Annotated in this window: 20 protein-coding genes; 12 read left to right on the top strand and 8 right to left on the bottom strand. The window is 66.5% G+C overall.

Features of this window, described 5'->3' with window-relative positions:
* Window positions 1–13: 13 nt before the first annotated feature.
* The 3 genes from AC1M0F_RS06920 to AC1M0F_RS06910 all read left to right on the top strand — a co-directional run bounded on the left by AC1M0F_RS06920 (window position 14) and on the right by AC1M0F_RS06910 (window position 3,567).
* A complete protein-coding gene (locus tag AC1M0F_RS06920) occupies window positions 14–1,900 on the top strand; it encodes a DUF2207 domain-containing protein (RefSeq protein ID WP_480237488.1) in 1,887 nt (628 codons plus the stop codon).
* Window positions 1,901–2,059: 159 nt separating this feature from the next.
* Window positions 2,060–3,235 carry an inorganic phosphate transporter gene (locus tag AC1M0F_RS06915; RefSeq protein WP_480237487.1) on the top strand — a complete coding sequence of 392 codons (1,176 nt, stop codon included), beginning with the start codon at window positions 2,060–2,062 and terminating at the stop codon, window positions 3,233–3,235.
* Window positions 3,232–3,567, top strand: coding sequence for a peptidase (locus tag AC1M0F_RS06910; RefSeq protein WP_480237486.1), 336 nt, complete (start codon window positions 3,232–3,234; stop codon window positions 3,565–3,567). Before AC1M0F_RS06915 ends, AC1M0F_RS06910 begins: the two co-directional genes overlap by 4 nt.
* A 162-nt stretch (window positions 3,568–3,729) precedes the next feature.
* On the opposite strand, the gene AC1M0F_RS06905 is transcribed toward AC1M0F_RS06910, so the two are convergent.
* Window positions 3,730–5,007, bottom strand: coding sequence for a uracil-xanthine permease family protein (locus tag AC1M0F_RS06905; protein WP_480237485.1), 1,278 nt, complete (start codon window positions 5,005–5,007; stop codon window positions 3,730–3,732).
* Window positions 5,008–5,176: 169 nt separating this feature from the next.
* Here AC1M0F_RS06905 and AC1M0F_RS06900 point away from each other — a divergent pair, with 169 nt between their 5' ends.
* Entirely contained in the window at window positions 5,177–6,613 is a 1,437-nt protein-coding gene (locus tag AC1M0F_RS06900) for an NCS2 family permease (RefSeq protein WP_480237484.1), read from the top strand.
* Between the two features lie 33 nt (window positions 6,614–6,646).
* The gene (locus AC1M0F_RS06895) at window positions 6,647–7,543 is read left to right on the top strand and encodes a phosphodiesterase (protein WP_480237483.1); all 897 of its coding nucleotides are present in this window, start codon (window positions 6,647–6,649) and stop codon (window positions 7,541–7,543) included.
* 52 nt (window positions 7,544–7,595) lie between these two features.
* Here AC1M0F_RS06895 and AC1M0F_RS06890 read toward each other — a convergent pair whose 3' ends face one another.
* On the bottom strand, window positions 7,596–8,426 hold the full coding sequence (locus AC1M0F_RS06890) for a hypothetical protein (RefSeq protein ID WP_480237482.1): 831 nt from the start codon (window positions 8,424–8,426) through the stop codon (window positions 7,596–7,598).
* Between the two features lie 246 nt (window positions 8,427–8,672).
* A complete protein-coding gene (locus AC1M0F_RS06885; RefSeq protein WP_480237481.1) occupies window positions 8,673–9,071 on the bottom strand; it encodes a DUF6855 family protein in 399 nt (132 codons plus the stop codon).
* A gap of 219 nt (window positions 9,072–9,290) precedes the next feature.
* Here AC1M0F_RS06885 and AC1M0F_RS06880 point away from each other — a divergent pair, with 219 nt between their 5' ends.
* Window positions 9,291–10,787 (top strand): aspartate ammonia-lyase, encoded by a 1,497-nt coding sequence (locus tag AC1M0F_RS06880; protein WP_480238433.1) that lies wholly within the window; start codon window positions 9,291–9,293, stop codon window positions 10,785–10,787.
* Between the two features lie 4 nt (window positions 10,788–10,791).
* On the opposite strand, the gene AC1M0F_RS06875 is transcribed toward AC1M0F_RS06880, so the two are convergent.
* Window positions 10,792–11,673 (bottom strand): fumarylacetoacetate hydrolase family protein, encoded by an 882-nt coding sequence (locus tag AC1M0F_RS06875; RefSeq protein WP_480237480.1) that lies wholly within the window; start codon window positions 11,671–11,673, stop codon window positions 10,792–10,794.
* A 75-nt stretch (window positions 11,674–11,748) separates the two neighbouring features.
* Here AC1M0F_RS06875 and AC1M0F_RS06870 point away from each other — a divergent pair, with 75 nt between their 5' ends.
* From AC1M0F_RS06870 to AC1M0F_RS06860, 3 genes are all read left to right on the top strand, one after another.
* Window positions 11,749–12,924: a PrsW family intramembrane metalloprotease gene (locus AC1M0F_RS06870; RefSeq protein ID WP_480237479.1), complete on the top strand. Its 1,176-nt coding sequence runs from the start codon at window positions 11,749–11,751 to the stop codon at window positions 12,922–12,924.
* A 327-nt stretch (window positions 12,925–13,251) separates the two neighbouring features.
* On the top strand, window positions 13,252–13,626 hold the full coding sequence (locus tag AC1M0F_RS06865) for an FKBP-type peptidyl-prolyl cis-trans isomerase (RefSeq protein ID WP_480237478.1): 375 nt from the start codon (window positions 13,252–13,254) through the stop codon (window positions 13,624–13,626).
* Between the two features lie 3 nt (window positions 13,627–13,629).
* A complete protein-coding gene (locus tag AC1M0F_RS06860) occupies window positions 13,630–14,157 on the top strand; it encodes an adenine phosphoribosyltransferase (protein ID WP_480237477.1) in 528 nt (175 codons plus the stop codon).
* A gap of 37 nt (window positions 14,158–14,194) precedes the next feature.
* Here the strand turns inward: AC1M0F_RS06860 and AC1M0F_RS06855 are convergent, their stop codons facing one another.
* The gene (locus AC1M0F_RS06855) at window positions 14,195–14,590 is read right to left on the bottom strand and encodes a DUF1304 domain-containing protein (RefSeq protein ID WP_480237476.1); all 396 of its coding nucleotides are present in this window, start codon (window positions 14,588–14,590) and stop codon (window positions 14,195–14,197) included.
* 10 nt (window positions 14,591–14,600) lie between these two features.
* Entirely contained in the window at window positions 14,601–15,824 is a 1,224-nt protein-coding gene (locus tag AC1M0F_RS06850) for a trans-sulfuration enzyme family protein (protein ID WP_480237475.1), read from the bottom strand.
* A 107-nt stretch (window positions 15,825–15,931) separates the two neighbouring features.
* Here AC1M0F_RS06850 and AC1M0F_RS06845 point away from each other — a divergent pair, with 107 nt between their 5' ends.
* The 3 genes from AC1M0F_RS06845 (at window position 15,932) to AC1M0F_RS06835 (ending at window position 18,962) form a co-directional block, all read left to right on the top strand.
* Window positions 15,932–16,411, top strand: a complete 480-nt coding sequence (locus tag AC1M0F_RS06845) for an Lrp/AsnC family transcriptional regulator (protein ID WP_090710930.1) — start codon at window positions 15,932–15,934, stop codon at window positions 16,409–16,411.
* Window positions 16,412–16,500: 89 nt separating this feature from the next.
* Window positions 16,501–17,550: an LLM class flavin-dependent oxidoreductase gene (locus AC1M0F_RS06840; RefSeq protein WP_480237474.1), complete on the top strand. Its 1,050-nt coding sequence runs from the start codon at window positions 16,501–16,503 to the stop codon at window positions 17,548–17,550.
* A 35-nt stretch (window positions 17,551–17,585) separates the two neighbouring features.
* Entirely contained in the window at window positions 17,586–18,962 is a 1,377-nt protein-coding gene (locus tag AC1M0F_RS06835) for an MFS transporter (protein WP_480237473.1), read from the top strand.
* 3 nt (window positions 18,963–18,965) lie between these two features.
* Here the strand turns inward: AC1M0F_RS06835 and AC1M0F_RS06830 are convergent, their stop codons facing one another.
* Together AC1M0F_RS06830 and AC1M0F_RS06825 are read right to left on the bottom strand one after the other, a co-directional pair.
* Entirely contained in the window at window positions 18,966–19,301 is a 336-nt protein-coding gene (locus tag AC1M0F_RS06830) for a protealysin inhibitor emfourin (protein ID WP_480237472.1), read from the bottom strand.
* 19 nt (window positions 19,302–19,320) lie between these two features.
* Window positions 19,321–20,442, bottom strand: coding sequence for a M4 family metallopeptidase (locus AC1M0F_RS06825; protein ID WP_480237471.1), 1,122 nt, complete (start codon window positions 20,440–20,442; stop codon window positions 19,321–19,323).
* Window positions 20,443–20,457 lie beyond the last annotated feature (15 nt).

Here is a 20,457-nt window from a genome sequence, read left to right as displayed (position 1 = left end):
GTAGGCTGGGGTCATGACGCCCCAGCCTGGACCTGTTCCCCGCTCGACGCAGCGACGCATCGGAGGCATGGCTGCCGTCATTGCAGCTCTCCTCATCACTGCGGCCATGGCACTGCCGTCAGCGGCCCACGCCGGAGGCATCCGCTCCGACGTCTCCGACTTCACCTTCAGTTCGTTCGAGGGCGAGTACACCCTCGGCCGGGACGCCGACGGGCACTCGACGCTCAGGGCCGTCGAGACGTTCGTGGCAGAGTTCCCCGAGTTCGACCAGAACAAAGGCATCATCCGGGCCATCCCGGAGGGCTACCTCGGCGTGAACCTGCACACCGAGATCGTCTCGGTGACGGATGCCGACGGCAACCCGGTCCCGTTCGACGACTCCGAGACGGAGGACGGCTTCATCCAACTCGCCCTCGGCACGGACGACTACGTGCGCGGCAGCCAGACGTACGTGATCGAGTACACCCAGCGCGACGCCGTCAGGGCGTTCGCGGACACCGAGGCGGACGAGTTCTACTGGGACGCCCCCGGCACCGGCTGGGAGCAGCCGTTCGCCGCGGCGCAGATGCGGGTCGTCGTGCCCGAGGAACTCTCCGGAGAGCTGACAGGAGAAGCCGCGTGCTATTCGGGTGAGCAGGGGTCTGACACCACCTGCGAGCTCTCCACCACGACGGAGGACGGCGCGACGGAGTTCGCCTCACCCGAGATGCCGCTCGGCCCAGGCGGGAACATCTCGCTGGCCATCGGATTCGAACCGGGCACCTTCGTCACCCCGGAGATCCCGTCCACGTGGCCCGCGTTCACCGTCGTGCCTGCCGGACTCGCCGGTCTCGGAATTCTCTCGCTCCTCGGCGCCGTCATCGCGCGGCGACGGGCCACACGTGACGCCGCCGGTCGGGGCATCATCGTTCCCCAGTACACGGTGCCGAAGGGTCTCGACATCTTCGTGGCCGCCGACCTGATCGGCAAGACCGCGCGGGCCATGCCCGCACTCATCCTCAGCCTCGCCGTGCGACGCAACCTCCGCATCATCGACGAGGGCGAATCGTCGTCGATGTTCTCGTCGAAGCGGGAGTACCGGCTCCAATTCCTCACCGACGCGGGAGCATCAGCTGCTGACAGGGGAGTGCTCGACGAGCTGTTCGGCGAGAATCGCAGGGCAGGCGAGGTGAAGGACCTCAGCGCGACCGACACCGAGCTGGCGAAAGCGGTACAGGCGCTCGCTGCCGGAGCGCCCCAGGCATCCGTCGACGCCGGGTATCGGGTGAAGAGGCGCGTGCCAGGCGCGGGCTGGTACCTCGCGATCGCCGCAGTGGTGTTCATCGCGGTCATGGCCCTGTTCATCGCGTCCGTTGCGAACTACGGCGCCAACGCCTGGGTGGTGCTCGCTCTCATCGTCAGCATCGCTGCGGTGGTGTGCACGATCATCGCCGTCCTCCCACGGAAGGCGCTCACCGACAGTGGGGTCGAGGTGCGGGACTACCTGCTCGGGCTGCGGGAGTACCTCGCGCTCGCCGAGGCGGACCGGATCGCCATGCTCCAGAGCCCGACCGGAGCGGAGCGCGTGAGCGTCGACGACATCGTGAACCCCGGCGACACCGTCCAGATGGTCGCCTTCTACGAAAAGCTCCTGCCGTTCGCCGTTCTCTGGGGCGTCGACAAGGAGTGGTCAGAGGAACTCGGCCGGTACTACGAACGGGCGGGGAGTGATCCGGACTGGTACTTCAGCCGTTCGGGCTTCTCGTCATACGCCTTCGCGTCGTCGATGGGAGCGTTCTCGACCTCGTCCGGATCGTCGACACCGTGGTCGGCCAGCGCGACGGCCAGCACCTCGGGCGGGTCGGGCGGGGGCGGGTTCTCGGGTGGCGGCGGCGGGGGAGGCGGCGGAGGAGGACGCTGACGATTTCCTGCAAAACGGGTGTCAAGTTGACGCATCAGGCGAGGGGTGTAAGTATCAGTGTGGCCGCCTCAACTGGCAACCCTGCATCCATGAACTCCCGGTGAATTTCTTCCGGGCAGACGTGTGCGCCGGGGAGTCCCGACTCAGAGAACTATGCCGGTGGATATCACCCTCATTATCGTGCTCGTCATTGCACTAGCCCTTTTCTTCGACTTCACCAACGGATTCCACGACACCGCAAATGCGATGGCGACCCCCATCGCAACGGGCGCCATGAAGCCGAAAGTCGCCGTCGGACTCGCAGCAATCCTCAACCTCATCGGCGCCTTCCTGTCGACTGAAGTCGCCAAGACCATCTCGGGCGGCATCATCAAGGAGGGCGACGAGGGTGTCCTGATCACCCCTGAGCTCATCTTCGCCGGCCTCATCGGCGCGATCGTCTGGAACATGCTGACGTGGCTGCTCGGACTCCCGTCCAGTTCGTCGCACGCGCTCTTCGGCGGGCTCATCGGAGCTGCGCTCGTCGGGTTCGGAATCGGCGCCATCGACTTCGGCGTTCTGTTGTCGAAGGTCATCCTCCCTGCCGTGCTCGCGCCGCTCACAGCGGGCCTCATCGCTTTCGTCGCCACGAAACTCGCCTACGGCATCACCCGCCGATACGACAACAAGCCAGACGGCCGCTCGGGATTCAGGTACGGGCAGATCTTCTCGTCCTCCCTGGTCGCCCTCGCGCACGGCACCAACGACGCGCAGAAGACGATGGGTGTCATCACCCTGGCCCTCATCTCGGTCGGCCTGCTGGCGCCGGACTCCGGTCCACCGTTCTGGGTCGTCGTCGTCTGTGCCGTCGCCATCGCCCTCGGCACTTACGTCGGCGGCTGGCGCATCATCAAGACACTCGGTACAGGCCTCACCGACGTGAAGCCCGCGCAGGGCTTCGCGGCCGAGACCAGCACGGCAGCAACCATCCTCGCGTCCAGCCACCTCGGATTCGCGCTCTCGACCACCCAGGTCGCCTCAGGTTCGGTGATCGGTTCAGGCGTCGGCCGCCGCGGCTCGACCGTGAGGTGGAAGACGGCAGGCAAGATCCTCGTCGGCTGGCTGTTCACCCTGCCCGCGGCCGGTCTGGTCGGTGCGCTCGCGGCTTTCGTGGCCAGTCTCGGCACCTGGGGAATCATCGTGGATGCCGTCGTCGGTGTCAGCGTGATCCTCTTCATCTTCCTGTGGTCCCGTCGCGACCAGGTCGGCCACCACAACGTCGTCAGCGAGGTCGCAGCGTCAGGCGAGGCCGTCGTCATGGCCGCTGAACCCGAAACGAAGAAGGTGACCAAATGATCGACTGGTGGGCCTTCGTCATCGTCTTCGTCGTCGCAATGGTCGGAACCGTTGTGGTCGTCGGCTTCTTCGCACTCGGACTCCGACTCCTCGTCGTCGCGGGCCGCGTCCCCGTCGTGAGCCCCGCCACGTTCACAGACGCCATCACAGTGCTCACCGCTGCTGAGATCAAGTCCGCTGCGAAGAAGGCTGCAAAAGCGGCGCGCAAGAACCCACTCACTCCGATGCAGAAGCGCTTCGCACTCGGTGGGGCCTACACGTGCTTCACGATCTGCGCGCTGGCCGTGCTGTACGGCATCTACCTCATCGTCCCTGCGCTCAGCGGAAGCTGAGTCCATCAGGACGAACAGAAAGCGGCGCGCGACCATCAGGGTCACGCGCCGCTTCTCGTTGGCCGCGTTCACGCCGTGTGCGGCCTGGCTGTTCCGGACGCACTCACCGGGTACGCGATGTGAGTACGTCCGGAACCGGTGAGGAGACCGGATGCCGCAGCGTCAGTCGGTTCCGCGGATCCGGCCGAGCACGTTCATCACGTGGTAGATCACGATCGCGGCGACCGTTCCGAGCGCGATGCCGTTGAAGATCACGTCCCCGGTCTGCCAGGTGTAGTTGGCGATGCCGATGATGAGCGCCGTGGCCGCCGTGAACTGGTTTTTCGGCTTCGAGAAGTCGACCTTGTTGTCGAGCCAGATCTTCACGCCGATGATGCCGATGAGCCCGTAAAGCGCTGTGGTCACTCCGCCGAGCACGCCTGCGGGGATCGTGTTGATCACTGCGCCGACCTTGGGGGAGAGTCCGAGGAGGATGGCGAAGATCGCGGCGATCCAGTACGCGGCCGTCGAGTAGACACGGGTCGCCGCCATCACACCGATGTTCTCGCCGTACGTGGTCGTCGCCGAGCCGCCACCGAAGCCCGCGATCACCGTCGCGAGTCCGTCGGCGAAGAGGCCGCGGCCGGTCAGGGCGTTGATCGACTGGTCGTCGGTCATCTGGGCTACTCCTCGGATGTGCCCGACGTTCTCGGCGATCAGCACGAGGACGACCGGAAGGAACGCGGGAAGCAGAGCCCAGAGAGCCGGGTTCGTGAACGGGTTGGCCGGGCTGTTGAACTCGGGCAGCCCGATCCACGCCGCCTCACCGACGGCGTCGAACGTCACCTCACCGAACAGGACGGCGGCGACGTATCCGACGACGACACCCACGAGGATCGACATCCGGCCGAGGATGCCGCGGAAGAGAACGGATGCCAGCACCACGGCCGCGAGGGTGATGGTCGCCGTGAGTGGCGCCTTCTGGAAGTTGTTCCACGCGGCAGGGCCGAGATTGAACCCGATGAGTGCCACGATGGCGCCGGAGACGACCGGGGGCATCAGTGCGTTGATCCAGCCGATCCCGGTGACCTGGACGAGCAGGCCGACGAGGGCGAGGAGAATGCCGACAACGACGATGCCGAAGAGGGCGCTGCCCATTCCCTGGGCGGTCGTCGCGACGGTGATCGGTGCGATGAAAGCGAACGAGGAACCGAGGTAGCTCGGCAGGCGGTTCTGGGTGATGAGGAGGAAGAGGATCGTCCCGAGGCCCGAGAACAGGAGTGTCGTCGACGGCGGGAAGCCGGTGAGGATCGGCACAAGGAACGTCGCACCGAACATGGCGACGACGTGCTGGGCACCGAGCCCGACCATCCTCGACCAGGTCAGGCGTTCGGCTGGGCCGACCACTTCGAGGGCTCCGACGTTCTTACCGTCGCCGTGCAGTTTCCAGGGCAGGGCCATTCGTGCTTCTTTCGTGACAGGGGAGAGGACGGGAGTCCTCCGTTACCGTACCGACAATCGCGAGTGCGCGCCGACGGGCATCCAGCGGGCAATATGCTTGAACCTTGCGCATCGCGTGAGCATCCGCGGGCGACATCCACCACCACTTTTCCCTTCGGAGGGTCCCCGAGTGACATCGACAGCTGCGCCGACAATCAAGAACCGGATCGACGGATTCTTCGAGATCACCAAACGGGGCTCGACGTTCGGCGGTGAAGTGCGCGGCGGCCTGGTCACATTCGTGGCAATGGCCTACATCGTCATCCTCAACCCGATCATCCTGTCGAGCGGTGTCGACGTCGACGGGAACTCCCTCGGTTTCGCGCAGCTGTCCGCGGTCACCGCGCTAACCGCTGGCGTCATGACGATCCTCTTCGGCGTCATCGCCCGACTCCCGTTCGCCTTCGCGGCCGGCCTCGGCATCAACTCGTTCCTCGCGTTCAGCGTCGTCGGTCAGGTCACGTGGCAGGAGGCCATGGGCCTCGTCGTGATCAACGGCCTCCTCATCGTCCTGCTCGCGGCCACCGGCCTCCGACGCCTGATCTTCGAGGCCGTTCCGATCCAGCTGAAGATCGCGATCACCGTCGGCATCGGCCTGTTCATCGCGTTCATCGGGTTCGTCAACGCCGGACTCGTCACCTCGACGGGGCAGGCGTCGCCTCCAGTCGGCCTGGGCACCGACGGGTCGGTCGCCACGATGCCGACGATCATCTTCATCCTCACCCTGCTGATCACCGGCGTGCTCGTCGCCCGCAAGGTGAAGGGCGCGCTGCTCATCGGCATCCTGGTCGGCACCGTCCTCGCTCTCATCGCCGAGGCGATCTTCCCGGTCGGTGCCTCGAACGGTGGCGAGAATCCTGGCGGCTGGAGCCTCTCCGTTCCCGCACTGCCCAGCCAGATCTTCAGCGTCCCTGACCTCAGCCTGATCGGCCAGTTCAGCTTCGGCAGCTTCGAGCGGATCGGCGTGCTCGCGGCCCTCATGCTCGTCTTCACCCTGGTGTTCACGAACTTCTTCGACGCCATGGGCACGATGACCGGCCTCAGCAAGGAAGCCGGCCTGGCCGACGAGAAGGGCAACTTCCCGCGGCTGAAGTCCGCGCTGATCGTCGAGGGTGTCGGTGCCGTCGCCGGTGGCGCCGCGTCCGCGTCGTCGAACACGGTCTTCATCGAGTCCGGTGCCGGAATCGGTGAAGGAGCGCGCACCGGTTTCGCCAACCTCGTCACAGGCATCCTCTTCGTCCTCGCCATGTTCCTCACACCGCTCACGAGCATCGTGCCGAGCGAAGTCGCCTCGGCGGCTCTCGTCATCGTCGGTGCGCTGATGATGTCGCAGATCAGGGATATCGAGTGGACCGAGTTCTCCACGGCGCTTCCCGTGTTCCTGACCGTGACGGTCATGCCGCTGACCTACTCGATCGCCAACGGTATCGGTGCCGGGTTCATCGCCTGGGTGGTGCTCCGCTCGCTCAGCGGCAAGGCCCGCGGGATCAGCCCCCTGCTCTGGGTCGTCGCGGCCGGCTTCCTCATCTACTTCGCGCGCGGGCCGATCGAGGCGCTGTTCGGCTGAGCCACCATCGGTGGTGCTGGCTAGGCTGGGCCCATGTCCGTTCAGCTTGGTCAGTATCCGCCCGCTCGCCAGGTGCTGGTGCACCTGAGTGATACCCATTTCCTCGCCGGGGGAGCACTGCTCCACGGCGGCGTGACCACCGAATCCAACCTCGAACGGGCGCTCCTGCAGGTCGAGGCCACCGGCATCCGGCCGTCTGCCCTCGTCTTCACCGGTGACCTCACCGATCTCGGCGAACCTGATGCGTACACCAGGCTCCGCGATCGCGTCGAACCGGTCGCTGAGCGGCTCGGCGCCGAACTCATCTGGCTGATGGGAAATCACGACGAGCGCGGACCGATGCGGCAGGGGCTGCTACGCGAGGCGCCGTCGGACGGCCCTGTCGACCGGGTCTGGGACCTCGGAGGGCTCCGATTCATCGGGCTCGACTCGAGCGTCCCCGGGTTCCACCACGGCGAACTGGACGACGCGCAGCTGGACTGGCTCGCTGCCGAGCTCGCGACGCCGGCGGAGTTCGGAACGATCGTCGGCCTCCATCACCCGCCTGCCCCGGCCCCGCAGCCGTTGTTCGACCTGCTGGAGCTCCGCGACCAGCCCCGCCTGGCATCCGTTCTCGTGGGCACCGACGTCAGGGCCGTCCTCGCCGGGCACCTCCACTACGCGATGCACGCGATGTTCGCCGGGATTCCCGTGTCCGTCGCCGCGGCCACGTGCTACACGATGAACCTCTCGAACCCGCCGAGGGCGACGAACGGGATGAACGGTGGGCAGTCGTACAACCTCGTGCACGTCTACGACGACCGGATCACCCATTCGGTCGTGCCGATCGGCGACTTCCAGACCGCCGACAACTTCACTGAGGAGTTCATCGCCGAGATGGAGGCGCTGAGCCCTGAGGAGCGGGTCGAGGCCTTCTCGCGCAAACGCTGAGTCTGCCGTCGAGAATGCAGTAGTGGCGCAAAAGGCGCGAGTTTTCGAACCACTACTGCACTCTCGATTCGCACAAAGCGATTACTCGACGGGCGCGGGTGAGGAACGCCAGGGGAGCGACGTAGAGATCGTCGCTCGTCACGCGAACGACCCTCCAACCGTGCGCGTCAAATCGTTCCCGGCGGGCGATGTCGATGCGGAACTGGGCGGGACTCGTCCGGTGGTAGTCGCCTTCGTACTCGAAGAGCAGTCTGAGGGCCCGGTATTGGAGGTCGGGCTTTCCCAGTCTCTCGCCTGTCGCGGAGTAGATCGGCTGGTTCACAACGGGCTCGGGCAAACCATCTGCGACGAGGAGCAGCCTCAGGTGCGACTCCGGCCGTGAGTCGACACCGGTGCGGATCCGGCTCACCGCCCACAACAGCTTCGCGCGGCCCCGTGCGCCTGGCGCGGCATCGACAGCGGTCCGCAGCTGGTCGAGCGTGGCCAGCGGCGGCTCCCGACCTCCGGTCAGAACACGTCCGGAAACCAGGAAGTCGCCGACCGCAACGAGGTCTTCCCGGTTCAACACGGACGCGAGGTGGAGCCAGGTCTCGACAGGATCTGTGACGGGCAGACTAGCGGCTGTCCATAGAGCTCGGTGAAGGGCGAATCGGTGGCCCAGGATGCCGCGGACGCGCGGTGGCTGCCTGCCTGAGGGAACGGTCACATGGAGTCGCTGGTCATTCTCGAGCTCACGCGGGAGCGGCATCCGATAGATCAGGGCTGCAGTGACGAGACAGAACGCATCGCCGGGTCGCAGGCGCGGGGCGAATTCCAGGCACCGGTCGATGATCGACGCCGGCTCAGGGCCGACGATGCGGATGCCACGGTAAGGCGCGCGCACGTCCCTCCCACGGAGGCGACCGCGGGACAGCCCGCACGCGTCAGACACGCGAAAGGCGGCCCCTTGTCGATCGGGTGGGATGGGCACCGAGCGAGGCATGGCGACCACCCTGCCACGTCATTGTCCGCGTGTGGCGTTATCCACAACTTCGCGCAGTGGGGACGGCCGGGTCAGGCCGAGAGTGCAGTAGTGGCGTAAAAGGCGCGAGCTTTCGAGCCACTGCTGCACTCTCGGTTCGAGCGATCGCTAGCGAGCCGGGAGCGCGCGGACGGAGTTGTTTCGAGGGGTGTGGGTGAGTTCGACGAGCCCCAGCTTTTCGAGCAGCGGGGGCAGATACATGCCGAACCGTCCACGGTAACCCTTACGGAGCCCGTACCAGCCTCCGACCGGATTGGACTCTGAACGGCCCCACGCCTCCACGGTCCCGGCTGCGGCGGGTTTCGACTCATCGGCGGCACCGAGCGGCACCCAGTCACCCTGTTCGACGAGCCAGGCGTAGAGATCGTCGATCGCCCTGGCCTGGTAGGTCAGCCGAGTCGAGCCGACCTGGCAGACCAACTCGTCACCCGAGACGTACATCTCGTAGGTCGATGATCCCGGCGCGGTGGTGAGCTTCCAGGGGGTCTCTGCTGTTCCTTCGGTCATGGTCTTCGGAGACTACTCTTCCCCGGTGGCGGCGTCACGGCGACAGACTGGCTCGCTCTTGCGCGCTGCATGCCAGTCTGGCCACCCCGCCGCCCTGACGGACGGAGTAAAGTCGATACCGTCCCGCCACAAGCATCGACAGGCAATGGAGCCACAGTGAGACTCATCACGCCCGCCAACCGCGGACTCGAGGTAGAACCACAGGAACAGGGGTCACACGTGACGTCACAAGGCAGAACCCGGACCGAGACGGATTCGCTCGGGTCCATGGAGATTCCTGCAGACGCCTACTGGGGTATCCACACCGCCAGGGCGCTCGAGAACTTCCCCATCTCGAAGAGGCCCATCTCGGTTTACCCGGCCCTCCTCGTCGCCATCGCCAGCGTGAAGCAGGCTGCCGCCAGGACCAACGTCGAGCTCGGCGTGCTCGGCGCCGAGAAGGGCGACCTCATCGACAGGGCCTGCCAGCGGATCATCGACGGCGAGTTCCACGAGGAGTTCGTCGTCGGCGTCATCCAGGGCGGTGCGGGAACGTCGACCAACATGAACGCGAATGAGGTCATCACCAACATCGCCCTCGAACTCGCCGGGCGCGAGAAGGGCGACTACGGCTACATCTCGCCGATCGACCACACCAACCGCAGCCAGTCCACGAACGACGTCTACCCGACCGCCATCAAGATCGCCCTGTCGTTCTCGCTGCAGACGTTGCTCGACGAACTCGCTCTCCTGCAGGATGCGTTCTCCCGCAAGTCCGCCGAGTTCAGGCACGTCCTCAAGGTGGGCAGGACCCAGCTGCAGGACGCCGTCCCGATGACGCTCGGACAGGAATTCCACGGCTTCGCCACGACCCTGGGCGAAGACCACGCGAGGCTGCTCGAGACCCGGTGGCTGCTCGCGGAGATCAACCTCGGCGCAACAGCCATCGGAACGGGGATCACCGCCGATCCCCGCTACGCGTCTGCTGTGGTCGCCCACCTCAACAGGATCACTGGTCTCTCCTGCGAGACCGCCCCCGACCTGATCGAGTCGACGAGCGACGCCGGTGCCTTCATGTCGTTCAGCGGAACGCTCAAGCGCTCGGCCATCAAACTGTCGAAGATCTGCAACGACCTGCGCCTGCTCTCCAGCGGCCCGCAAGCCGGGTTCGGGGAGATCAACCTCCCGGCCGTCCAGGCCGGATCCAGCATCATGCCCGGGAAGGTCAACCCGGTCATCCCCGAAGTGGTCAACCAGGTCGCGTTCTCGGTCGTCGGCGCCGACATGACCGTCACCATGGCAGCAGAGGCCGGCCAGCTCCAGCTGAACGCCTTCGAACCGGTCATCGCGCACTCACTCATGCAGAGCATCACGTGGATGGCCCAGGCCTGCCACACGCTCCGCACCAACTGCATCGACGGCATCACGGCAAACGAAGAGCGGCTTGAAACGATGGTCGGTTCCTCCGTCGGCGTCATCACCGCCCTGACCCCGTTCATCGGCTACTCGGCAGCAGCTGCCCTCGCCAAGACGGCTTTGCTCACCCGCAGGAACATCGCCGACCTCGTCGTCGAGTCCGAGCTGATGACGCGGGAAGAGGTCACGCGCCAGCTGTCTCCAGCACGCCTCTCCGGGCTGGAGACGATCACCACAGCTATCCCGATCATCGACGGGACCGTCGACGAGAGCACGGACGGTCAGGTACGGACGAGCCTGGAAGGCAGCGGACAGCCCTGACGACTCAGGTGAGTCGGCAGTGGGTGGTCAGTTCGCCGATGCCCTCGACCGACACCGTCACCGTGGAGCGGTCGCGGAGGAACACCTGCGGGTCACGTGAATATCCGGCTCCACCCGGGCTCCCTGTCGATATCAGGGTGCCCGGCTGGAGCGTCGCCGAACGGGACAGGTAGGAGATGAGCGTCGGTACCGACCGGATCATCATCGCCGTCGACGAATCCTGCATGAGGTGACCGTCGAGCACCGTCGAGATGTGCAGCTTCTGCGGGTCTGCGATCTCGTCACGCGTGACGACGACGGGACCGGTCGGAGTGAAGCCGTCGAACGACTTGCACCTCGACCACTGGGCCTCCGAATACTGGATGTCGCGGGCCGTGATGTCGTTGACGACGGTGTACCCGAAGACGTAGTCCAGGGCATCCTCAACCGAGACGTCCTTCGCCGGCTTTCCGATGATCACGCCGAGTTCGGCCTCGTAGTCGATGGACTCGCTGAGCGACCGGGGCCAGATGGTGGTTCCATCGTGACCGGCCAGGGAGTTCGGCCAGAGCGAGAAGACCGTCGGGGCCGAGTCCGCCTTGAGGTTGAGTTCAGCGGAGTGCGCTGAGTAGTTGAGGCCGATGGCGATGATCTGCGGCGGCCGGAGCACAGCGGATGCGAACCGCAGGTCGGCAAGAGGCGTGAGGCCGACACCCTGCGCCAGAGCGGCGTGGGTGAGGCTGCGCACCCGGGTGAGTTCGTCGTCTCCGCGTTCGATCAGTTGCTGCAGGGAGGCGGGCGCATCGTCGAGGATTTCGTCGAGAAACAGGGCTCCGTTCCCGTTCACAATCGCCAGGCGGACAGGGGAGCCGGTGTTCTCCTCGTCGACGAGGTGTGCGAATCTCACTTCTCTAGGCTATCCGACCGCCCGGTCGCCGCGGGACGGCGCTCTTTCGGCCCGATCTGCCACTACTCTGATCGGATGTCGCCATCGCCCAACGAGTACTCGTCGCCCCAGCACGCGCCACAGCCGGCGCAGCCGGTCTGGTCCCGGACAGTGAAACCGTCGTCGACCGGGACAGTCCTCGGCGTCATCGCCGTCGGCATCCTGAGCCTCATTCTGGTGGCAGTCTTCGCTTACCTCGTCGTGTTCCTCGGCCCCGGCGCCGTTGCTGCCGGTTTCGTGGCCGCCCTTCTTCCCCTCGCCGTCGTGCTCGCCGCAGTGGCATGGATCGACAGGTGGGAACCCGAACCGCGCCTGGCACTCCTGTTCGCGTTCCTCTGGGGTGCTGCGGCGTCTGTGGCCATCGCTCTCGTCGTCGACCTCGGCGTCCAGATCGCCGCCATGATCGCCGGCGGGGAGGGGTCAGGCGACCTCATCCAGGCGACGGTGCAGGCTCCGATCGTCGAAGAGACCGCGAAGGGCGTCGGGCTGCTCATCCTGTTCTTCGTGGCGCGCAAACACTTCTCCGGGCCGGTCGACGGGCTCGTCTACGCGGCAGTCGTCGCCGCCGGTTTCGCCTTCACCGAGAACATCCAGTATTTCGGCCTCGCGCTCGCCGACGGCGGCGTCGAGCAACTCGGCGCGACGTTCTTCCTCCGCGCGGTCATGTCGCCCTTCGCCCACGTCACCTTCACAGCCCTCACCGGACTCGCCCTCGGGCTGGCTGCCAGGCGTCACGCCGGGCTCGGAGCCGTCGGCTACTTCTTCGTGGGGCTGGTGGGCGCCATCCTGCTGCACGCGCTCTGGAACGGCTCGACGTTCGTCGTCACATCGCTCGAGTCGTACGCCTCCTATTACGTCATCGTGCAGGTGCCGATCTTCGTTGTGCTCCTCGTCATGACGGTCCTCGTGCGGCGGCACGAGATCCGTCTGACCGTGGCGCGGCTGAACGACTACGCGGCGGCGGGCTGGTTCACCCCTGGAGAGGTGCAGATGCTCGCGACCTGGCCGGGCCGGCGCCAGGCACGTGCGTGGGCCCGCACGCTCCCAGGCGATCGGGGGACCGCCATGGCGGACTTCACGAGGGATGCCACCCGCCTCGCGATGACCAGGCAGCGGATGATCACCGGCAGGAACGAACTCGTCCACCGCGCATCCGAGCAGGAACTTCTCGCCGCCGTCGTCGACGCCAGGCGACGGCTCCTGACACCGTAGCGCGGCGAAGCGGCCCGTTAACAGACTCATCGCCCTGTGCCGCGGCATTGCCTGCAGGTCGACGGGGCGATGAGTTGTACTGCGTCCAGCATGCACCCGGGTCGCCGTGAGCGCAAGGTTTTTCCGGGCGGCGACGGCATCAGCTGAGCCGGGTCTGGTCGAGCGTCCTGGAGCCGACAGCCTGCACGATGCGGTCCAGTCGTTGCCACACCGACGGCTGGAGCAGGTCGAACGTTCGTGGAGTAGACGAACATCCAGTCGTCGACGAACTCGAGCCTGGTGGCGACTGACTTTGACGCGTGGGCGGTGAGAGGGTTGGATGGACCCATGACCGAATCGCAGAACACCAAGCCCGAAATCGACGCGCCAGAGGGTCCAGCCCCCGTAGAGCTCGAGGTCGTCGACCTCATCGTCGGCGAGGGCGACGAGGCACAGGCCTCCTCCACCGTCAACGTTCACTACCTCGGCGTCTCTTACGACTCCGGCGACGAGTTCGACTCCTCATGGAGCCGCGGCGAGTCGATCAACTTCCCGCTTCGCAACCTCATCGCCGGCTGGCAGGAAGGCATCCCCGGCATGAAGGTCGGCGGACGCCGCAAGCTCACCGTCCCGCCGCACCTGGCTTACGGTGCTGCAGGCGGCAACCACCCGCTCTCCGGCCAGACGCTGATCTTCGTCATCGACCTGCTCGGAGTGAAGTAACGCTTGAGCGTCTCAGAGCTCGTTCTTGAACTGAGCGACACGATCCCGGACTTTCCGAAGCCCGGGATCGTGTTTCGTGACCTGACCCCGGTCTTCGCCGATGCGGATGCCTTCCGCGCGGTGATCGACGACCTCGCGTCCCGCTTCGCCGGGCGTTTCGACGCGGTCGCCGGAGTGGAGGCGCGCGGATTCCTCCTCGGCGCCGCCCTGGCATACGCGGCTCACGTCCCACTCGCCGCCGTCCGCAAGGCGGGGAAGCTCCCCGGTGAGGTCCTCAGCGAGGACTACGCCCTCGAATACGGATCCGCAACCCTCGAGATCCGTCCGGGGCAGCTCGCCGCAGGTACCCGCGTTCTCGTCGTCGACGACATCCTGGCAACGGGCGGCAGCTGCGGCGCGGCGGCCAGGCTTGTCGAACGCTGCGGTTACACCGTTACAGGCATCGGTCTCGTGCTCGAACTGCAGGGACTCGGCGGCCGGGAGAGACTGTCCGGGTACGACGTCCAGGCGATCGTGGCCGAACCGGCCTGACGGGCACCCGGCGCCGGTCGACGAACGCCGGTCGGACTCAGTGGTCGATGGTCCAGCTCCAGATGTAGAGCACGATCGTGATGAGCGGGAAGAAGCCCTGCAGTGCGGCCGCCCGGATGCGTCCCGGCCCGCTCGTCACGAGCACGATGGCGGCCGCGAGCATGCACGAGACCGAGAACAGCCCGAGGGCGAAGCCGGCATCCGTCCAACCGATGCCGTAGAGCACCGCGCCGACGAGGGCTCCGATTGCGAGGAACAGGTTGTAGTACCCCTGGTTGTACGCGAACACCCTGGTGGTTTCGGCCTCCTCCTGGCTCCGCAGGCCGAAGCGCTTCCAGATCGTCGGCCGGGTCCAGGCCAGCGACTCCCAGTAGAAGATGAGCACGTGGATCGCTGCTGACAGCGTCGCGGCGATGGTGATGAGGATGACCATGCGGCCGAGCCTATTGGCCGCCTGACCCGTTCGCCAGCATTGCCGGGCGGATGTCTGCGGCCGCCGCGGCCTCCAGCGCTCCGTTCAGGTCGGACATCAGGTCCTCGATGTGCTCGAGCCCGATCGACAGCCGCACGATCCCGGCACCGGGGCGCGCCTCTTCGGCCACGGGCCGGTGGGTCAGCGATGCCGGATGCTGAACGAGCGAGTCGACGCCGCCGAGCGACACGGCGTGGGTGACGAGCCGGCAGGCCTCGGTGAACGCCTTCGCGGCGGCGAAACTGCCGAGGTCGAGGGCGAGGATCGATCCGGGTCCTGCGAGCTGCCGCCCGATCAGGTTCTCCGGGTCGCGGCCGGCGAGGCCCGGGTACAGCACGTCGAGCACAGCGGGGTGGCCGTGGAGCTGGGCGGCGACCAGTGCCGCGGTCTCCTGCTGTGCGCGCACCCGCACCGGCAGTGTCCGCAGACCCCGGTGGAGCAGGTAGGCGGCGAACGGATGCAACAGGCCGCCGGTGAGCGCGCGAACCTGGCGGAGCCGGTTCATCCAGTGTTCGGGTCCGGCGATAACGCCACCCATGACATCCCCGTGCCCGCCGAGAAACTTCGTGGCGCTGTGCATCACCAGAGTCGCGCCGTGCCTGATCGGCTGCTGCAGCACGGGGGAGGCGAAGGTGTTGTCGACCATCACGGGGATGCCGCCGGCCTGCGCGACGACGGCGGCGATGTCGACCAGCTCGAGCGTCGGATTCGCTGGGGACTCGAGGATGATCAGTCCGGTGTCTGCACGGATGGCGCCCGCCACGTCACCGGGGTCGACCCAGCTGACCGTCGTTCCGAGAAAACCCGATTCGAGGACGTGGTCCGTGCCGCCGTACAGGGGCCGCAGCGCCACGACGTGGCCGGTGCCTGCGCGCACGCAGGCGATGAGAACGGCGGAGAGTGCTGCCATCCCCGTGCTGAACGCGACAGCGGCTTCTGCGCCCTCGAGGGCGGCAAGTGACTGCTCGAAGCGCGCCACTCCCGGCTGCCAGAGTCGCTGGTACACGGCGCTCGACCCGTCTTCGATCGGATGTCCCGTCGCGAGGTTTTCGTAGGACTCGCCACCTGATTCGATTCCGCCGAGGGGGTTCGTCGTGGAAAAATCGATAGGGGGAACGTGCGATCCCTGGTCTCGGAGTCCGGACATCCCGCCGTGGACAGCGAGCGTTTCGAAGCGTGCGTCATCATTGAGCATGTCCGAATCTCAGCAGATTCTTCGATCGACTACAAGAGATGTAACAGGTACTATAGGTTCACCGGCAATATACCGAAGATGATTCGTCATCGTTAAGGAATGCAGTCATGGAACCGAAGAAGCCCCAACTCGACAGTACCGACCGCGCGCTTCTCCGGGCACTATCGGCCAACGCGAGGGCGTCCGGATCGCAACTGGCCACCGACCTCGGCCTCGCCGAATCCACGGTCTCGCTTCGCCTCCGGCGGCTGCACCAGTCCGGCCACATCACCGGATATCACGCCGACATCGACCTCGCCGTGCTCGGCGCGCCGCTGCAGGCCCTCATCGCCGTCCAGCTGGCCCAGCACAACCGTGCGGACATCCAGAAGTTCCGCAGGGAGGCGCCGACCTGGCCCGGAGTCCTGTCGATGTTCCACATGGGTGGACGAGACGACTACCTGATGCATGTCGCCGCACGGAGCACAGCCGACCTGCGCGAATTCGTCGTGCAGTACCTCACCGGCCACCCCGCGGTCGCCCACACCGAGACGAACCTCGTCTTCGAGCACGCGGCAGGCACCGGCTGGCAGCAGTTGCTCGCCTGACCGAAGAGGCTGGGTCGATCCGACCGGATGCTCCCGGGCGGGAATGCGGCGGACGGGAAGTGGCTTGGACTTCTCGAAAGGTTGTGTGTGTGAAACTCTCTGTTCTTGATCTCGTCCCTGTCCGTTCCCGGCAGACCTCCGCTGAGGCCCTGGCCGCATCGATCGGCCTGGCCCGTGCCGCCGATGACCTCGGCTTCGAGCGCTACTGGGTCGCCGAGCATCACAACATGCCATCGGTGGCGTCGACGAACCCCGCCGTCATCATCGGCATCCTCGCAGCGCACACGTCGCGCATCCGTGTCGGTTCAGGCGGCGTGATGCTTCCGAACCACGCGCCGCTCGTCGTCGCCGAACAGTTCGCCATCCTCGAAGCAGCGACGCCGGGGCGCATCGATCTCGGCCTCGGCCGTGCACCGGGCAGCGACCCCGTTGTGACAGCGGTGCTCAACCGCTCCGGAGCGACCAGCGACGTCAACAGCTTCCCGAACTACGTCAGTGACATCATCACTCTTCTCGGTGACGAGGGCGCGACGGTGCGTCTGACGAGCGGTGACGAATACCAGCTGCGGGCGACACCGGCGGCGACGACCACACCCGTCGTTTGGCTGCTGGGTTCGAGCGATTATTCGGCGACCCTCGCCGCGTCGCTCGGACTTCCGTACGTCTTCGCCCACCATTTCGCGGGCGCTGGCGCCGAACGGGCGCTGGAGATCTACAGGAGCCAGTTCCGTCCCTCTTACCTGCTCGACGCACCGCGCACTTTCGTCACTGCCAACGTGGTCGCAGCGCCGACGGCATCCGAAGCGCGTGCCCTGGCCCTGCCGAACCTCCAGCACATGGCGCGCCTGCGCACGAACGAGAAACTCGGGCGACTGGCCACGGTCGAAGAGGCCGCAGCGACGACCATGACCGGGTTGCAGGACGAGTTCATCGCCGCGTCGCTCGACAGCTGGATCATCGACGAGCCCGTCGCCGCGGCCGGCCGCGTGCGCGAGCTCGCGAAGCGCTTCGACGTGGACGAGGTCATGGTGTCGCCCGGTGCGTCCGCATATGACGCCGATCCGACCGACCGTGCGCCGGGACGGGTGCAGACACTCGAGCTCCTCGCCGCGCAGTTCGCCGGCGACACGCCGTCCTGACGCACCACCGCACGCACACGCGACAGAATAAGCAGATGAACGAACCAGCATCTCCCCGCTCACGGCTGGAACGACTTGACGCCCTGCCGTTCACCCGTGAGCACCGCAAGCTGCTCGTCGGCTCCGGCATGGGCTGGGCACTCGACGCCATGGATGTCGGGTTGATCTCGTTCGTGCTCGCCCAGCTCGCGGTGACCTGGAGCCTGACAGGACCCGAGCTGAGCTGGGTCGCTTCGTCCGGTTTCATCGGCATGGCTATCGGCGCGAGCCTCGGCGGTCTCCTCGCCGACCGGCTCGGCCGGCGGCAGGTGTTCGCCATCACCCTCCTCATCTTCGGCATCGCCACGGGCGCGTCTGCGCTCTCGTGGTCCGTAGGTGTGCTCATCGCCCTGCGCTTCGTCGTCGGCCTCGGCCTCGGTGCTGAACTTCCCGTGGCGTCGACGCTTGTCTCGGAGTTCGCGCCTCCTCGGATCCGCGGCCGGATCATCGTGCTGCTCGAAGCGTTCTGGGCCGTCGGCTGGACGCTCGCAGCGATCATCGGATTCGTCGTCGTCCCATCCAGCGCTGAAGGCTGGCGCTGGGCGCTGGCCATCGGCGCTGTTCCCGCGCTGTACGCCGCGTTCATCCGGTTCGGGCTGCCTGAGTCCGTCCGCTTCCTTGAATCCAGGGGCCGGACCGCTGAGGCGGAGGCGACCGTCCAGCGGTTCGAGCGTTCGGCCGGCGTCACGCCGCCCGAACAGCCGGTCGCGCCGGAGGTCGCGGTCGCGTCCAAACCCCGTCTGAGCGCCGGACGCCAGGTATCCGCGTTGTGGGCGCGCCCGCACCGCCTGCAGACCGCGGCCCTCTGGGTCGTCTGGTTCTGTGTCAATTTCTCGTACTACGGGGCATTCGTCTGGTTGCCGACGATCCTGGTGGCATCCGGATTCTCCCTGGTCCGTTCGTTCGGCTACACCCTCATCATCACGCTCGCTCAACTGCCCGGATACCTCGTCGCCGCATGGCTGGTGGAGAAGTGGGGGAGGAACAAGACCCTGGCGCTGTTCCTCACCGGTTCGGCCGTCTCCGCTGTGCTGTTCGGCCAGGCCGGGCTGGAATGGCAGGTGATCGGCGCAGGCATGCTGCTGTCGTTCTTCAACCTCGGCGCATGGGGCGCGCTCTACGCTGTGACGCCAGAGCTGTACCCGACCGAGCTGCGGGCCACCGGCTCCGGCTGGGCCGCGGGGATCGGCCGGATCGCCTCGATCATCGCCCCGCTCGCCGTGCCGCTGCTCACCGGTGTCGGCGGCAACGTGCTGCTGTTCAGCGTCTTCGCCGCCTTCTTCCTCATCGCAGCGGTCGCAGCGCTCACCCTCGCCGACAAGCGTGGGAAGTCGCTCGAAGAGTTCGTCCCGCCAGAGGTGGCCAGGGTCTGACGCTCACTTCTCCGGCGGCGTGAACGGATGCGCCGGGCGCAGGTCGCGTTTCTGCTCGTCACGTTCACGGACCCGGTCGACGAGTTCCCGCCATGGGCCGGTGAGGTCCTGTTCGGGAATGACCGCTTCGCGCGGCTCCGGGATGACCGATTCGTACGGTTCGCAGTTGATCCGGTACAGGTACCTGTCGGGCTGCGGAGCGTCCTGAGGGACGTCGTCCCACGGCAGGTTTCCGAGCAGAACGAGCCAGGCCTCTTCGTCCGGTTCCTTCTCCACGTACACCTGCCAGCGGCGAGGGATGCCGGCGAATCCGCCGCTTCGGGTCACGGTCACCTTCATGACCGCGATCGTACTCTGCTCAGCCCGTGACGCCTACCGCCTGCCAGGCCGACCTGACGGCATCCGCCTCGGCGGAGGTGTCGCCGTAGATCCGCTCGGCGACGACCGTCGTGGCCTCGGCGAAGCCACGGAAATCGGTGGTGGCCTTGATATCGCCGGTGAGGGTCTCGTACCAGATCCGCCCTGCGGCCTCCCATGCCTTGCCACCGATCGCGGTCGCCGCGAGGTAGAACGCATGGTTCGGGATGCCGGAGTTCAGGTGGACGCCTCCGTTGTCGTCGTCGGTTTCGACGTAGTCCTTCATGTGGCCGGGCTGCGGGTCCTTCCCGAGGACGTCGTCGTCATACGCCGTCCCTGGGGCCTTCATCGACCGCAGCGCCGTTCCTTCGACCTCGTCGGTGAAGATCCCCTCGCCGATCAGCCAGCTCGCCTGCGTCACGTCCTGACCGAGTGTGTACTGCTCGACGAGGGCGCCGAAGACGTCTGACACGGATTCGTTGAGCGCACCAGACTGGCCCGAGTAGACGAGGTTCGCTGTGTATTGCGTGACCCCGTGGGTCAGTTCGTGCCCGATGACGCTGAGCGAGCGGGTGAACCCGGCGAAGACCTGGCCGTCACCGTCGCCGAAGACCATACGGCCGCCATCCCAGAATGCGTTGTCGTACGCGTCGCCGTAGTGAACGGTGGCGTGGAGGGGGAGGCCGTTGGCATCGATGGAGGCCCGGTCGAAGACGTCCCAGTAGAGCGCGTGGGTGTCTCCGAGCCCGTCGTAGGCCTCGTTGACGGTGGCGTCTGACACGGCGGGCTCGCCTTCGCTGCGCACGAGGCGACCGGGCAGCGTCTCGGTGTTCCCGGCATCCGAGATGGCGCGTTCCGGCAGCGACGGGTCGGCGTTCGGTGACGGCTTCGGCGCGACCACGGGAGGGCGCATCGTGGTCGGTTCACCCGGCCGAATGGAGTGGTACGGGTGCGCACTCTCGAGTGCGCGCTGCGCAGCACGACGGGCGTGATCCAGCCGGGGATCCTCGATGGTGGCGAGGTGGGCGAGCAGGTAGGGCGGCACGATGAAACAGCGGTGCGAGCCCTCGGGCGGGGCAGGGATGCCTGGTGCGGTCGGAGTCGGGAGCTGTCGCGTTGTCATGTCGGAAGTCTGTCA

The organism is Mycetocola sp. Y719 (assembly GCF_056713205.1).
Note: the sequence above shows the minus strand (reverse complement) of the source record. Positions and strands in the feature narration are given on the sequence as shown.

Bases quoted from the DNA above. Each gene is read 5' to 3' on its own strand.
- AC1M0F_RS06920 (WP_480237488.1), top strand. From the start codon at position 14: ATGACGCCCCAGCCTGGACCTGTTCCCCGCTCGACGCAGCGACGCATC.
- AC1M0F_RS06910 (WP_480237486.1), top strand. From the start codon at position 3,232: ATGATCGACTGGTGGGCCTTCGTCATCGTCTTCGTCGTCGCAATGGTC.
- AC1M0F_RS06905 (WP_480237485.1), bottom strand. From the start codon at position 5,007: ATGGCCCTGCCCTGGAAACTGCACGGCGACGGTAAGAACGTCGGAGCC.
- AC1M0F_RS06895 (WP_480237483.1), top strand. From the start codon at position 6,647: ATGTCCGTTCAGCTTGGTCAGTATCCGCCCGCTCGCCAGGTGCTGGTG.
- AC1M0F_RS06885 (WP_480237481.1), bottom strand. From the start codon at position 9,071: ATGACCGAAGGAACAGCAGAGACCCCCTGGAAGCTCACCACCGCGCCG.
- AC1M0F_RS06870 (WP_480237479.1), top strand. From the start codon at position 11,749: ATGTCGCCATCGCCCAACGAGTACTCGTCGCCCCAGCACGCGCCACAG.
- AC1M0F_RS06865 (WP_480237478.1), top strand. From the start codon at position 13,252: ATGACCGAATCGCAGAACACCAAGCCCGAAATCGACGCGCCAGAGGGT.
- AC1M0F_RS06855 (WP_480237476.1), bottom strand. From the start codon at position 14,590: ATGGTCATCCTCATCACCATCGCCGCGACGCTGTCAGCAGCGATCCAC.
- AC1M0F_RS06850 (WP_480237475.1), bottom strand. From the start codon at position 15,824: ATGCTCAATGATGACGCACGCTTCGAAACGCTCGCTGTCCACGGCGGG.
- AC1M0F_RS06845 (WP_090710930.1), top strand. From the start codon at position 15,932: ATGGAACCGAAGAAGCCCCAACTCGACAGTACCGACCGCGCGCTTCTC.
- AC1M0F_RS06835 (WP_480237473.1), top strand. From the start codon at position 17,586: ATGAACGAACCAGCATCTCCCCGCTCACGGCTGGAACGACTTGACGCC.
- AC1M0F_RS06830 (WP_480237472.1), bottom strand. From the start codon at position 19,301: ATGAAGGTGACCGTGACCCGAAGCGGCGGATTCGCCGGCATCCCTCGC.
- AC1M0F_RS06825 (WP_480237471.1), bottom strand. From the start codon at position 20,442: ATGACAACGCGACAGCTCCCGACTCCGACCGCACCAGGCATCCCTGCC.